Source organism: Limnobacter sp. 130, assembly GCF_902506325.1.
Taxonomy (GTDB): domain Bacteria; phylum Pseudomonadota; class Gammaproteobacteria; order Burkholderiales; family Burkholderiaceae_B; genus Limnobacter.
Map to the genome: position 1 here is coordinate 259,240 of NZ_LR732333.1, position 13,680 is coordinate 272,919.

At 52.3% G+C, this 13,680-nt stretch carries 14 protein-coding genes; 5 read left to right on the plus strand and 9 right to left on the minus strand.

The genetic code is table 11. The annotated features are described in order from the left end of the window. Positions 1–19: 19 nt before the first annotated feature. From FRIGORI9N_RS15150 to FRIGORI9N_RS15160, 3 genes are all read right to left on the minus strand, one after another. Complete coding sequence (locus FRIGORI9N_RS15150) at positions 20–316, minus strand: hypothetical protein (protein WP_159572843.1); 297 nt, start codon at positions 314–316, stop codon at positions 20–22. A 95-nt stretch (positions 317–411) separates the two neighbouring features. Further along, positions 412–1,281: an alpha/beta hydrolase gene (locus tag FRIGORI9N_RS15155; protein ID WP_138518778.1), complete on the minus strand. Its 870-nt coding sequence runs from the start codon at positions 1,279–1,281 to the stop codon at positions 412–414. A 149-nt stretch (positions 1,282–1,430) separates the two neighbouring features. Next, positions 1,431–2,603, minus strand: coding sequence for a multidrug effflux MFS transporter (locus tag FRIGORI9N_RS15160; protein ID WP_159572845.1), 1,173 nt, complete (start codon positions 2,601–2,603; stop codon positions 1,431–1,433). 162 nt (positions 2,604–2,765) lie between these two features. Between FRIGORI9N_RS15160 and FRIGORI9N_RS15165 the strand changes: the two genes are divergently transcribed. The 3 genes from FRIGORI9N_RS15165 to FRIGORI9N_RS15175 are packed head-to-tail and all read left to right on the plus strand — an operon-like array spanning position 2,766 to position 5,534. Beyond that, positions 2,766–4,154 (plus strand): cytochrome ubiquinol oxidase subunit I, encoded by a 1,389-nt coding sequence (locus FRIGORI9N_RS15165; RefSeq protein WP_159572846.1) that lies wholly within the window; start codon positions 2,766–2,768, stop codon positions 4,152–4,154. 17 nt (positions 4,155–4,171) lie between these two features. Continuing rightward, entirely contained in the window at positions 4,172–5,170 is a 999-nt protein-coding gene (locus FRIGORI9N_RS15170; RefSeq protein ID WP_159572847.1) for a cytochrome d ubiquinol oxidase subunit II, read from the plus strand. A 25-nt stretch (positions 5,171–5,195) separates the two neighbouring features. Further along, positions 5,196–5,534, plus strand: coding sequence for a TIGR01244 family sulfur transferase (locus tag FRIGORI9N_RS15175; protein ID WP_159572849.1), 339 nt, complete (start codon positions 5,196–5,198; stop codon positions 5,532–5,534). Between the two features lies 1 nt (position 5,535). On the opposite strand, the gene FRIGORI9N_RS15180 is transcribed toward FRIGORI9N_RS15175, so the two are convergent. Then, positions 5,536–6,054 (minus strand): SRPBCC family protein, encoded by a 519-nt coding sequence (locus FRIGORI9N_RS15180; RefSeq protein ID WP_159572851.1) that lies wholly within the window; start codon positions 6,052–6,054, stop codon positions 5,536–5,538. A gap of 12 nt (positions 6,055–6,066) precedes the next feature. Here FRIGORI9N_RS15180 and FRIGORI9N_RS15185 point away from each other — a divergent pair, with 12 nt between their 5' ends. Further along, positions 6,067–6,432, plus strand: a complete 366-nt coding sequence (locus tag FRIGORI9N_RS15185; RefSeq protein WP_236550922.1) for a RidA family protein — start codon at positions 6,067–6,069, stop codon at positions 6,430–6,432. Here the strand turns inward: FRIGORI9N_RS15185 and FRIGORI9N_RS15190 are convergent. Both FRIGORI9N_RS15190 and FRIGORI9N_RS15195 read right to left on the minus strand, forming a co-directional pair. Beyond that, a complete protein-coding gene (locus FRIGORI9N_RS15190; protein ID WP_159572855.1) occupies positions 6,421–8,688 on the minus strand; it encodes a response regulator in 2,268 nt (755 codons plus the stop codon). The two genes, FRIGORI9N_RS15185 and FRIGORI9N_RS15190, sit on opposite strands and share 12 nt — an antisense overlap. After that, positions 8,685–9,542, minus strand: coding sequence for a phosphate/phosphite/phosphonate ABC transporter substrate-binding protein (locus FRIGORI9N_RS15195; RefSeq protein ID WP_159572857.1), 858 nt, complete (start codon positions 9,540–9,542; stop codon positions 8,685–8,687). Before FRIGORI9N_RS15195 ends, FRIGORI9N_RS15190 begins: the two co-directional genes overlap by 4 nt. Positions 9,543–9,646: 104 nt before the next feature. Here FRIGORI9N_RS15195 and murI point away from each other — a divergent pair, with 104 nt between their 5' ends. Next, positions 9,647–10,483, plus strand: coding sequence for a glutamate racemase (murI, locus tag FRIGORI9N_RS15200; RefSeq protein ID WP_159572859.1), 837 nt, complete (start codon positions 9,647–9,649; stop codon positions 10,481–10,483). On the opposite strand, the gene rsmA is transcribed toward murI, so the two are convergent. From rsmA to FRIGORI9N_RS15215, 3 genes are read right to left on the minus strand one after another with little or no spacing between them, the layout of a single operon-like run. Beyond that, complete coding sequence (gene rsmA / locus FRIGORI9N_RS15205; RefSeq protein ID WP_159572861.1) at positions 10,480–11,259, minus strand: 16S rRNA (adenine(1518)-N(6)/adenine(1519)-N(6))-dimethyltransferase RsmA; 780 nt, start codon at positions 11,257–11,259, stop codon at positions 10,480–10,482. The genes murI and rsmA overlap by 4 nt on opposite strands. Next, the gene (gene pdxA / locus FRIGORI9N_RS15210) at positions 11,256–12,278 is read right to left on the minus strand and encodes a 4-hydroxythreonine-4-phosphate dehydrogenase PdxA (protein ID WP_159572863.1); all 1,023 of its coding nucleotides are present in this window, start codon (positions 12,276–12,278) and stop codon (positions 11,256–11,258) included. Before pdxA ends, rsmA begins: the two co-directional genes overlap by 4 nt. Before the next feature lie 10 nt (positions 12,279–12,288). After that, complete coding sequence (locus tag FRIGORI9N_RS15215) at positions 12,289–13,659, minus strand: peptidylprolyl isomerase (protein ID WP_159572864.1); 1,371 nt, start codon at positions 13,657–13,659, stop codon at positions 12,289–12,291. Positions 13,660–13,680: the final 21 nt, after the last annotated feature.

The following is a 13,680-nucleotide window of genomic DNA, read 5'->3' on the forward strand; positions in this document are numbered from 1 at the left end:
CACCGGATTATAGTCAGCTTCAGTGGGTCTGAATGCTCGGGTTTTCAGCAATGTGCAGGTCAGTTAAGCGACAGTATTGAAGCTCGCCCGTTTGCAGTTGAACCAGCACAGGGTGGCTTGTCGAGATCCAGCGGCCGAACTCGGCAATGTTGTAGGCAATAACTGTGGCCGGTGCCATGTTCAACAACACTTCAGCCCCTACCTTGAACAACTTTGCTGTTTGGCGAAGCGTGCGTTTGCGCATCAGGGTTTGACCATCGGGGTAACGCGGGCCGAATGAATTGGCGGCGTTGGAGTAGGCGATCGTGAGGGGCATGTTTGCCTCCAGGCTGGTGTGTACAGTCTATTTATACGGCACCAGCCTGAAAAGCAGTTTACCGAACATGGGGGGATAACCCGTTCAGTTTTTATTTAGTGTGATGGCAGCAACAACTGGTTTTGAATCAGCATGAACAGCTCACTGTTGGGGTCGGCAATGCTGTCGCAAATACTGAAATGGTCTGCATTCACCTGCAAGGGTGGATTCAGGCCCCAGTGCGATGCCAAATAAGCACTTTGCTCTTTGAACGCATCGGATTCCTTGGTGCCAAATGCCAGGTGCACCGGAATGGTGGGCTTGGGCATCAGTGCCGGGCTTACCATGCGGGTACGTTTCTGGTTCAGTTTCAGGTCTTTCTGAATGAAAGGCGTGTGCACCAGTGGGCTGAGGTCGTAAATGCCTGAAATGGCAATGACAGACTTCACCACATCTTGTGGCAGGTCAGAGGCCCACAGTGGCCAAAAGGCCAACGCACTCATCACACCCAAATGACCGCCCGCGGAATGACCGCACACCACAATTTGATTGGCATCGAAACCGAAACGGTCTGCCTGGCGGTAAAGCCATTCAATACCACGCAGGGTTTGGCGCACGCTGTCTTCAATGGTGACGCGTGGAATAAGACCGTAATTGAGCAAGGCTACCGAGTAGCCACGTGCCACATAGGGCTTGGCCAGAAAAGTGAAGTCGTATTTGTCCAGCGAACGCCAGTAGCCGCCGTGAATAAAAATCAACAGAGGCTTGCCGGGTTTGCCCGGAATGACGTCCACGGTTTCTGCTTCCGATTCGCCGAAATACTGATTCCAGAACCCGTCCAGATCAAAACGCGCGTAGCGGGACTGTTCAGCCCAGCGAGCAAAGGTTTTGGGGTGATCGGGCAGGTAAGAGCGGACGTTGTATTGGCTCTCGAGCCAAGCCACGTCGGGCTGGTTCTCGCCACTTTGGGCTTTTGTGTCGGCCATATGGCAGTGCAAAAATGATTATTTGGGTTGTTGGACTGAATAAATTCGTGACACAACATACCGTAAAGGGACCCAAAAGTCCAATTTTCATGCCAATTTCGCAGTTGTTTAAACACAAAGGCAATAATTTTGTGCTTACAATGAAAAGTTCAGCGTTTCAATTGTTGGCTTGCCCAGTATGCAAGCGCAGCAAAGGCCAGCACTGTGACAGCCATGGGCAGTGCGGTGCCATCATAGACCACAGAAACTGCCCAACTGGCCAATCCCCCCAAACCAAATTGCGCACAACCATACAGGGCCGAGGCCGCTCCTGCATTTTTCGGGTGCCTGCCAAGCAACTGTGCGGTGGTGTTTGGGGCAACAAACCCCAGCGAACCCACACACAACAGAAAGCCTGCCACCATCAGACCCAGGTTCCAACTGGCCTGGCCTGCATTCCAGGCACTGGCTAGCACCAGGGTTGCGCCCAATAAACCCAGTAGCGAGCCGGTTTTAATCAGGGGTGTGGTGCCGGTTCGTTTCACCATTCGGGTTGAGGCGTAGCCAAAAGCAACCAATGTCAGAATGTTGGAGCCAAACAGGAGTGCATAAGTTTTCTCGTTCAAGCCAAAAAATTCGATGTACACAAAGGGCGTGCCTGTGATGTACGCAAACATGGCCGCGAAGTGCGCACCACCGGCCACAATAAGCAATCTTGCATCCGGGTATTTCCAGACTGTCCAGTAACCCCGGAAGGCATGGCTTAGCGAGGTTTGCGTTCGGACTTTGCTTAATGTTTCTGGCAGCAGGGCATAGGCGGCCAGGGTACATGCGGCGCCAAACAGGGCAAGCGCAAGAAATTCATATCGCCATGAGCCCAGCTCCAGAATGTAGGCACCCAACAGTGGCGCAACCATGGGTGCCAGCGAGGTCACCATGGCGATCATGGCCATGACACGCGCTGAATCGGTTTCGCCGAACAAATCACGAATAACTGCACGTGAAATGACCGCTGCGGCGCCGCCACCAAAGGCCTGAACCAGGCGGAACACCAGCAGCTGTTCAATGCTTTGGGCCCACATGCAGGCCACGCTGGCCAACACAAACACCGTGGTGCCCGCAAAAATCATTCGCCTGCGACCAAACCGGTCGGAAAGTGGTCCGTAAAACAGCATGCCCAGGGCAAACCCAGCCAGAAATACGGTGACTGTTTGTTGAACTCGCCCTGCGGGGGCTTGAAGCTCTTCGCCAATTGCAGCAAGGCTGGGCAAATACAGGTCAATTGCCAAAGGGGCGAACGCCGCCAGCGCAGCCAGCAAAAAGAACATGGGGCGGTTGATCACTGTGGGCTTCCAAAATTGGGCGATTCGGCATTGTACGCGTTGTGCGGTACTTCATTGAGCAAACTAATTTGACAGACAGCACGCACCTAATTAAGGTCATGAGAGTGCGATAAGTAGTAGTGCACTTGCCGTTCGAATTCAGTTGCTTTCTTGGGGTGCAGCATGGAATTTACGTCGCTAGATCTTGCCCGAATCCAGTTCGCGGCCAACATTACCTTTCATATTTTGTTTCCCACAATCACCATCGGCCTTGGCTGGGTGATGTTTTATTTGCGTTGGCAGCACGTGCGTACGGGCAAGACCGAGTGGGAACAGGCCCATTACTTCTGGACCAAGATATTTGCACTGACTTTTGCCATGGGTGTGGTGTCGGGCATCACCATGAGTTTTCAGTTTGGCACCAACTGGCCTGGATTCATGGAGAAGACAGGGAATATTTCGGGCCCCTTGCTGGGCTATGAGGTGCTCACCGCCTTTTTTCTGGAAGCCACATTTTTAGGTGTGATGCTATTTGGCAAGCAAAGGGTGTCGCCCAAGGTTCACCTGCTTGCCACGTTTCTGGTGGCCTTTGGCACCACGCTGTCGGCTTTCTGGATTCTTGTACTGAACAGCTGGATGCAGACCCCGCAGGGGTTCGAGATCATTGATGGTCAAATGCATGCGACCAATTGGCTGGAAATTATCTGGAATCCATCCTTCCCGTACCGATTCACCCACATGTTGTTGGCCAGTGGGCTGACTGTTTTCTTTGTGATTGCAGGTGGCAGTGCGCTTCAAATTTTGCGCAAACGTGAAAAGCCATTCACCCGGCACATGCTGAAACTGGGTGTTTATGGTGCTGCCGCACTGATTCCGATTCAGATTTTTGTGGGTGATTTGCATGGTTTGAATACCCTGAAGCATCAACCGGCGAAGGTGGCTGCCATGGAAGGTGTTTGGGAAACCGAGAAGGGTGCACCGCTGCTGTTGTTTGCCATTCCCGATAGCGAGAAACGCACCAATCACTTTGAAATTGGCATTCCCAAAATGGCCAGTTTTATTTTGACGCACGACTTCAACGGCGAAATCAAAGGGCTGAATGATTTCCTCAATACCCATCCGCCGGTCGGTCCTGTGTTCTTTTCATTCCGGGTTATGGTGGGCATGGGCGTGTTGATGTTGCTGGTTTCCTGGGCCTCGGTGTGGGCCTTCCGGAAAACAGGCCCAGTACTTGAGAATAAAACGCACCGGCTTATTCTTACTGCCCTGATGTTCATGATGTTCTCGGGTTGGGTGGCCACCGTGGCGGGTTGGTGGGTGACTGAAATTGGTCGCCAACCTTATGTGGTTTATGGGGTGCTGGGCACGGCCGATGTGGTGGCCCAACATCCGCCCCAGTTGCTGGCATTCACAGTGTTGCTGTACATGGCCATGTACATTGGTCTGATCATCTCGTATGTGTGGGTGTTGCGTTACATGTTGCTGGGTGGCATTGGTTCATCAAAAAAAGTGAATTGGGGTGGGGTGCCGCCTGCCACCAAGCCAGCCGATCAACTTCGTCGTGAACAATGAAAAAGAGGAACTGAGCCATGACTTTCAATGAGTTCTTGCCGCTGCTGTTCATGGGCGTGATGGGTTTGTCACTGTTGATTTACGTTGTGCTTGATGGCTACGACCTGGGTGTGGGTCTGCTGCTGCCACATGCCACCGACGCTGAAAAAGACACCATGATCAACTCAATTGGTCCGTTTTGGGATGCCAATGAAACCTGGCTGGTTCTGGGCGTAGGCGTATTGCTGGTGGCGTTTCCAAAGGCGCACGGTGTGGTGTTGACCGCCTTGTATTTGCCAGTGACATTCATGCTGTTGGGCTTGGTGTTGCGCGGTGTGGCCTTTGACTTCCGCGTGAAGGTGGAGGTTGCCTACAAGCCTTTGTGGAATCGTATTTTTTTCATCGGCTCACTGGTCACTTCGGTTTCGCAGGGCTGGATGCTGGGCAGTTATATCACTGGTTTCTCGAACCACTGGTCGCAGTTGGTATTCAATTTGGGCGTGGCGATTACCTTGCCTTTTGCCTACACCCTGTTGGCCAGCGGCTGGTTGATCATGAAAACCGAAGGAGATTTGATTGAAAAATCTCGCCGGTGGGGACGCATCAGTTTTTGGCCCATGTTGGCTTCAATCGCTTTTATTTCGGCCATGACCCCTTTGGTGGTGCCTGAAATTTTTGACAAGTGGTTCAGCTTCCCCAACATTGTGGCGCTGGCACCCATTCCAATCGCATCGGTGTTGTGCCTGTGGGGCATTCACCATGTGTTGAGCAGCCAGCGCCTGATGGACGCGGGTTATGGCTGGATGGTGTTTGCACTCACCGCAGCCGTGATGACATTGGCTTTCATGGGCTTGGCTTACAGCCAGTATCCCTATGTGGTGTTGAATCAGTTGACCGTGTGGGAGGCCGCTTCGTCGCCCGAGGCATTGAAGATTATTCTGGTGGGTGTGGTGATCACTTTGCCAACCATCCTCGGGTACACTGCGTTTTCTTACAAAGTGTTCTGGGGCAAGGCCAAAGAACTGTCGTATCAGTAACAACACACCGAAGGAATTTGTTGAAATGAGCATCAGGCAACTGAGCAATGAAGTCGCAGTGTGCGGCCAAATTAGTCCCGACGATTTGGAGGCGATTGCAGAACTGGGCTTTAAAACCATTGTGAACAATCGGCCCGATCACGAAGTGGGTGCGCAACTTGCCCATGCTGTGATTGAAGCCAAGGCAAAAAGTCTGGGTTTGGCAATTCATTACTTGCCGATGGAAGTAGGTCAGCCACCGTCGGAAATATTGCTTGAAGATTTCAAGCGTATTCTGGATGCAGCAGAAAAGCCGGTGCTGGCGTATTGCCGCAGTGGTAACCGGTCTGGTCAAATTTATATGGGTGCCTGTGCACTGAAGTAATTCAGTGATCCTTGCGGTTGTCGGGGGTGTGCGCGGGCATGGCCATGGCCAGCTCGCGGATCATGCGCACGGTGTCGATGTCGGCCGCGCGGTAAGCCTGTTTACGAATTTCATCCACATCGTGTGCTGACACCTCGGGACCACCCGGCGTGGCCGCTGCATCGCTGACCTGGTATTGAAACCGCAACCACAACTCGCCCAGTTCAGGTTCTTCAATTGAAATTGTAAGCGTGCTGTCGCCACAGAATTGATTCGCTACAATGCGGGTTTCGGTGCGGTCTTCTTCGATCAGATCAATGGTGTCTTCGATTTGGAAAGGGCCATAATTCAGCACGCGCGCCAGCGTGGTGACATTGCCTTCCTGTTTGGTTTGAATCACTTGCGCATCTTCAAGACCCAAGACAAAGCGGGTTGGTTTCCAGGCCCGTGCAACCAAACCGAACCAGAGTTGTTGCCGCGTTAACCAGTCAATACCGGGCAAGCTCGGGTCGTTGATCTGCACCAAATGTTCAAATTTCATGAAGGGGGTCCTGTGATACACCGACAAGGTACTACAAAACGTTACTCCGATTCCACAAGCTTTAACGGGGTGGTTTATTTGGTTGAGGTGCCTTCTACCGAGGAGGGCGACATTCAGGCCCAAACCCGGGATCTGCTTAGCAGCCTTGAGCGGACGATGGTTGCCGCGCGAACCGACAAAAGTCACCTGTTGCTGGTGCAAGTGTTCCTGACCAATATGGACCGCGATTATGATGGGTTCAATGCAGTGTGGGACGCTTGGTTGCCCGAAGGGACTGCGCCTTCACGCGCTTGTGTTGAGGTGAAAGGCCTTGCCAAACCCGGCTGGAAGGTAGAGCTGGTGGTTACGGCCGCAGTCAGGAACGATTTACTGGCTTAACAGGCGAAGGCGTTGTTGAAGCACACGAAGGTTTTTCTTCAGGTGCTCCAGGGCGTCTGCAGTAGGTCGCTGGTGTAGCATCAGCTGGTTTTCCATTTGCTGAATAAAGTCGGCGAAACTCAGTTCTCCAACAAGCTTGCAATGGCCTTTCAGGGTATGCAGCGCGCGCTTGGCTTCCGACAAATTGCCGGCCAGAATCTCATTTTCAATATCGTCGGCAAGCTGGGGAATTTCAGCCGCAATCATATTGATGGTGGTTTTCAGCAGTTCTTTGTCATGGTCAAAGTTTTGCATGGGAATTGGCGACACATGAAATTTCAGGCGTACAAGCACGGCCTCAATGTCGCTGCGTTTGAATGGCTTTGAAATGTACTCGCGCATGCCAGCTGACATGCATGCTTCACGGGTGTCTGCAATTGCATCAGCTGTCAGGCCAACAATCGGCAAGTTTTTATGTTGGGGTTTGGCCAAAATGGCTTGGCATGCTTGCAGCCCGCCCATATTGGGCATGTGCATGTCCATGAATATCAGGTCGAATGGTTCTTCGTCCACTGCTTGCACCGCGGCAAGGCCATCATCGGCAAACCGGTATGAAATTCCGAGTTGGGTCAGCACATGCGAAATGAATGTCTGGTTGACCATATTGTCTTCAGCCACCAGGACACGAAGACCGGTAGATACATGACCAAATTCATTTGTCGTGTCGTGTGGGAGGTCGTTGTGCATGTTGACAGCCAGAGTTTCAGTTCCAGTGATTGTATTTATTTCAACAATCGGTAACTCGAGTGTAAAGCTGAATTCACTTCCAATGCCTTCTTCAGACCAAAGAAGAATACGACTATCCATCAATTCCAGCAAACGCTGGGTAATGGTCAATCCAAGACCAGTACCACCATACTTGCGTGCGGTGCCGGGCTCCGCTTGTGAAAACGCCTTGAAGATCTCACTACGGGCCGATTCCGAGATTCCCAAGCCGGTGTCGCGTATCGCGAAATCGATTTTACATGTGGCGGGCTTTGTTTTGCTTGGCGTAGTCTTTGCGCTGAGGGTGATGCTGACCCGGCCTGCCATCGTAAACTTCAGTGCATTGCTTAACAAATTGTTCAGCACTTGCATAATGCGCGGGCAGTCACCATTGAGCAGGTCAGGAATGGCGGGGTCAATATCCAACACGATTTCAACGCCCGGTTTTGCATAGGCGCTAGAGACCATTTTGACGATGGCTTGCACATGGGCGCGTAACTCGAAAGGTTGCGGATCCATGTCCAGCCGGTTCGCATCAATTTTCGAGAAATCGAGAATGTCGTTGACAACGCGCAGCAAATGCTCAGCGCTGAGTTGAATCAACTCCAGATTACGGCGTGGTTTTTCAGCCAGTGCGCTATTGCCCAGCGTGATTTCGGTCAATCCCAGAATTCCGTTCAGCGGTGTTCTGATTTCGTGGCTCATGTTGGCCACAAACTGGGATTTCAAATCATTCGATTTGTCCGCCTTCAGTTTTGCTGCCTCCAGAGCCTGGTTCTTTTTGTCGAGCGTGACAGAGGCCCAGTTCAGGGTCGCATGCAGCATGGCCAGTTCGCGAGAGGTTGGGGATGTGGCATGTTCGATGCTCTGTCCTTTAACCATGCGCTGTGCAAAATCGGTGAGCGAATGCAGTTCAACAATGGTTTTACGTATGAACAACCACAAAGCCAATGTTGCAGGAAATATAAGTATGACCGCCAGCAATACATTGCGCTCGATCAGTTCGGATTCTCGTATTTGCAGGGGAGACAAATCAAATTCGAGCACCACATACCCAATCACCCGTCCAGATTCTATGGGTTCAATAACGGTTAAATACCGGTCACTTTTAAATAATTGGGTTTGCAGGCCCTTGTTGGGTATGTGAAGTTTCTCGTTTGTGTACAAGGCGGTTAGCTTGTGCGTGCTGTTGTCTCGCAAAACCTGCGCCAATACTTGCCCGTTCGCTGCAACCACCGTGGCGGAATACAGGTCCTGGAATCCGTCCGCCTTCAATAAAAGTGTTTCAATGATTGCAAAGTCTTTTTCAAGCAAATGACTGTTGCTGGACACTGCAATATTAAATGCCAGGGCAGTGGCTTGCTGCTTGAACACGTCTTGCAGTTCGTCATGCTGGGTCCGTGTATTGAACCAGGTAAAAGCCAGCGCCAGAATCAACACCAAACCAATGCCAAGCACCAAAAGTTTGGTGCCCAGGCTTGGATGGGTTATGGATTGAAAAGACGGTTTCAATTGGAAAGAAATGCCTCTAGGCCCAGTTTTTCAAGTGGTTTGTAATCTTTCGAATAATCGGCGCGCACGGGATTGGGCATTTGAATGTTGGCACCCACCTGTTTGTTGGCTTTGATGTAGGCCAAAACACCGGCAGCAATGGCCTCTTGAGTTGCAGCTGGCACGCGTGGGTGTGCGGCAATCGGATGAGGTGGTACCGGTGGGGTTTCGTAGATCACTTTGACTCTACTTTGTAGTTCGGCGGATTCCGATGCCAGCGTTGCATTCACCATGCCACCGGCCACGCCTTCTCCACGAACCACACCACGGATCACGTTGGGGTGGGTTTTCACGTATTTGGTCACAAAGTCCAACCCCTTTTCGCGTTTCAACAATGCGCGCATGTACAGCGACGCACCAAATGCGTTGGGCGAGGGAAACAGCAGTGTTTTGCCGTTCAGGTCATTTAATGATTGAACTTCATCGGTTGATGAACCGGTCTCAGCGACAAGAATGCCGGTCAAGGGCTTACTGTCACGAATCAGTGGTGTGTAGTCTTGTGCTTTTTTAGCCATCACCATGTGATAAGGGTTGCAGTAGATGAGGTCGGCCCGCCCAGCTTGGAACTGCGCTTCGAATTCGTTAATGTCTTTGCTGAAAACAAGCTCGATGGGTGGAAGTCCCTCTTTTTTCAGACCTTCCAGTAATTGGCTCCAGGTGGAATGAATTTCCGTGACCGGGAATTGCGGAACAACCAAAAGTTGCAGTGTGGAATTCTTGTCTGCCGCGTGAGCCGGCAGCCCAAAAGCCAGCGTAAACAATGTGACAATACAGGGCAATATTGCGCGGGCAGGTTTGGCAGTCAAAGCAAGCATGATGTGTAAATGTTAAATTATTTGCAGGTTACATTTTAATATTTGTTGGTTGAATCAAATCATGAAAACAAGCATTGATTTACCCCGTATTTCAAAGGTGCTGAATGGCGAATGGCGTGTTGCTTGAGCCCCTATCCCCTGTGGGTGTGTTCGATTCAGGGGTAGGCGGTTTGTCTGTATTACAGGCCATGTTGAGCCATTTGCCAGGCGAATGTTTTGAGTTTGTTGCCGATGAGCGTTACTTGCCCTACGGTGACAAGCCGCAACATGAAATTACCGATCGGGTGCTCACCCTGTCTAACTGGATTCGCAATCAGGGGTGCAAAGCCATGGTGATGGCATGCAATACCGCGACAGCTGCGGGTGCCAACCAGGCCAGGGCTGCCCACGCCAACTGGCCAATTGTTGGAATTGAACCGGCTGTAAAACCCGCCAGTATGATGACCAAAACCGGGGTGGTTGGAATATTGGCTACCACCAACACGGTGGCCAGTGAGCGGTTTAAAACGCTGGTTGAACGGTTCGACCCTTTGGCCAAAGTGATTGCGCACCCATGTCCGGGTTTGGTTGAGCTGATCGAGCAGTCGCCCATGCCTGAGAATGCCATTGAGGCCTTGTTAAAGCCTGTGCTTGCTGAGTTAACTCGAAAGCAGGCTGACGTGATCGTGCTGGGCTGTACTCATTATCCCTTCGTGGCGCACTTGATTTCCAAATTGGCTGGGCCGGGCGTGGCTGTGATAGAGACAGGCTTACCCGTGGCCAAGCAACTCAAGGCGCGGCTGGAGTCCGAAAACCTGGTGAATATGCGTCAGGAAAGTATCCCTGCAATTGAGCGTGTAAAATTTTACACAACGGGTCAGCCTGACGCATTCAAGAAAAAGCTGGTGAACTTGTTGGGTAGTGAATGGCGCGAGGCCAAGGTACATCAACTACTGGTTTAATTGTTGGCCTGACTGGCCAGCATTTGCGCCACCTGCACAAATTGCGCGGGTGCAATTTCTTCGGCGCGTGCCGTTAGTGCAATACCCGCCGTTGCAGCCATGTGATCTGGCACCACATTGGCCCAGGTATTGCGCAACATTTTTCGACGCTGCGAAAACGCTGTGCTGACCACACGGCTAAAAATTTCACCGGGAATTTGTGCACGCACATGGATTGGTTTTGGCACCATCCGAACAATTGCTGACATGACACGCGGCGGTGGGTCGAAGCACTCGGGCGGAACGTCAAACAAGTGGTCCATGTCGTAGTAGGCCTGCAACATCACTGACAGCCTGCCATAGTCGCTGGTTTTCGGTGTGGCCACCATGCGGTCAATGACTTCTTTTTGCAGCATGAAATGCTGATCGATGACTCGATCTGCGACCTCGAGCAAGGCAAACAAGATAGGCGAGGAAATGTTGTATGGCAGATTGCCCACCACGCGAAATGGGGCAGGGAGTTGTCCGAAATCAAACTTCAACACATCCACTTCATGAACCGTGAGTTTGTCTTTCCAGGCCCCTGTGCGAAGCTTCTCAGCCAAATCCCGGTCTATTTCGATCACTTGCAGGTGATTGACCGCCTTAAGTAGCCAAAATGTCAGCGCACCCAAACCAGGGCCAATTTCAACCAGGGTATCGTCTTGGCGTGGTCGCATTTCGCCAATGAGGTTCGACAACACGCTTTGATCGGTTAAAAAGTGTTGGCCAAATCGTTTTTTTGCTTGGTGTTTCATTGCGCTTTCCCGCGGCAAAGGTCCATGTGGTGCGCGCATTCTATCGCTTCATTCAGGCTGCCGGCGTCCATGTTGCGGGTACCGGCCAAGTCAAGTGCAGTGCCATGGTCAACCGAGGTGCGAATAATGGGTAAACCCAACGAAACATTCACCCCCTGACCAAAACTGGCATGTTTAAGCACGGGCAAACCTTGGTCGTGGAACATGGCCAGCACAGCGTCGCTGTTTTGAAGGTATTTGGGTTGAAACAAGGTGTCAGCAGGGAAAGGTCCTTGAACATCGTGGCCCATTGCCTGCATCGCCTGAATGACTGGTGAAATGGTCTCGATTTCCTCTTGGCCCAAGTCGCCCGATTCGCCGGCATGTGGATTCAGGCCGGTCACCAGAATTCGCGGTTTTGCCAAATTCCAGTACAGGCCCAAATCTTTCAGCATGATTTCAAGCGTGTTGGTCAATGATTCACGGGTAATCGCCGCAGGTACTTTGGCCAGCGGAATGTGGGTGGTGGCCAAAGCAACTTTCATTTGCCCACCCATCAACATCATCACCACCTCTGCCTGGCCACAGCGCTCGGCAAGGTATTCTGTGTGACCCATAAAACCGGGCCAGAAGGGACTAATTGCTGATTTTTGAATGGGGGCGGTGACCATGGCCGCAGCGGTGCCGTTCTGGCAAGCGTCACAGGCCATATTGAGAAGACCCAGCACATAGGGTGCATTGGCCGGGTTGGGCTTACCGGTGGTGCAGGGCGCTGAAAGGGGGTAGTCCAGCAGATAGTAGCCGTGCGGTTCAGTATCGCTGGCGGCAATGTCCCTCAGTGTATTTATTCGTTGCCATTTGGGTTCAATGCCGGCGTTGCTGGCTCTTGTTGTAAGCAGGTCAGCATCGCCAAGAATTACCAGTGGCCGGTTTAGCCGCTTGGCCTGACTTGTTTCTGCCAGCAAGGCACACAGTTCAGGCCCGATCCCGGCGGGCTCGCCGCTGGTAACAAGGATCGGGAGATTAAAGGCCTCGTTCATGCCTTTTGCATCAAAGGCGAACTTCGATGTAAGTCGAGTCTCGCAATTGGCGCAGCCATTCCTGATAACTTTCCTCCGACTTGCTGGCTCGAATGGCCTGGCGCGCTGCCTGTCGCTGGCGTTCCTCAGAGGCCGCCTGTTGGCGTCGCTCCACCACCTGAATGATGTGGAAGCCAAAACGACTCTGGAACACGGGGCTAACACCACCAATACTGAGCTGGTTCATTTCCCGCTCAAATTCCGGCACGGTGTCGCCTGGGTACAACCAGCCCAAATCACCACCCTTGGCAGCGGAACCATCTTGTGAATAACGCTTGGCCAAGGTTTCAAATGTTGCGGCTCCGCCTTGCAATTGCTCCAGCGCAAAGCTCAGTCTGCGTTTGGCCTCTGCCTCAGTAATGTCGGGGCCAGGGCGAATCAGAATGTGTCGTGCACGTGTTTGTGTCACAGGCGTGCTGTCCAGGGCGGCACCACTTTCACGCCGTTCAAGCATTTTTAAAACATGAAAGCCGTTGGGGCTGCGGATGGTTTGCACCGCATTTGGCTGCCCTTTGGACAGGAATTCAGTAAACAGCGTGGGTACGGCATCAAAACCAGACCAACCCATTTGCCCGGTGCCGTCAATTGCAAGCTCGGGGTTGGCTTGCACAATGGATTCCACGGTTTTTCCGTCTTTCAGTGCTTTCTCAACGGCTTCAACTTTGGCTCGGGCCTGGGTTAGCGTTGCGCCACTGGCGTCGCTGGGGGCTTTGACCAGCAGTTGTACCCAATTGACTTCAGGTTGATTGCCCACCACGCCACCTTTCGATCGGGCGACCAGATAGTTTTGAATCTCTGCATCGGAGATCTGAATTCTGGCTTCCACTTCGCGTTCGCGCAGGCGGCTCAATGTAATCTCGCTGCGCACCTCTTCGCGGAAGCGGGCTGGTGAAACACCTTCTTCTTGAAGACGTGCCAGAAAGTCCTCAAGCGACAAACCATTTTGCTCGGCCACGCGGGCCATGGCTGCTTCAATTTGGGCTTCTTCAATTCGAATGCCGACTTCTTCTGCTTTCTGTAGCTGGGCCCTGTCCATCACCATGCGATCAAGCACCTGCTTGCGCAATTCGATGCGGTCTGGCAAAGGTGCGCCACGGCGGCTCATCTGCCTTTCAATTAAAGCCACTTGTCGGTTCAATTCGCTGCGGGTAATGATGTCGGTGTTCACCACTGCGACAATGCCGTCGATCGCTGCTGCGCCCGAACCATTGCTCGCGCCCAATTCCGAGCTGAGCTTTCCTGAGGGGAGGTTGGTTGTGGGCGTTTTCAGGCCTTGCGCTTGCGCATGGGTCAGGGCCGCCAAGGCGGAAATCGCGAATAACCAGTGTTGAATGTGCTTCATATTCATAGCTTATTGGGTGCT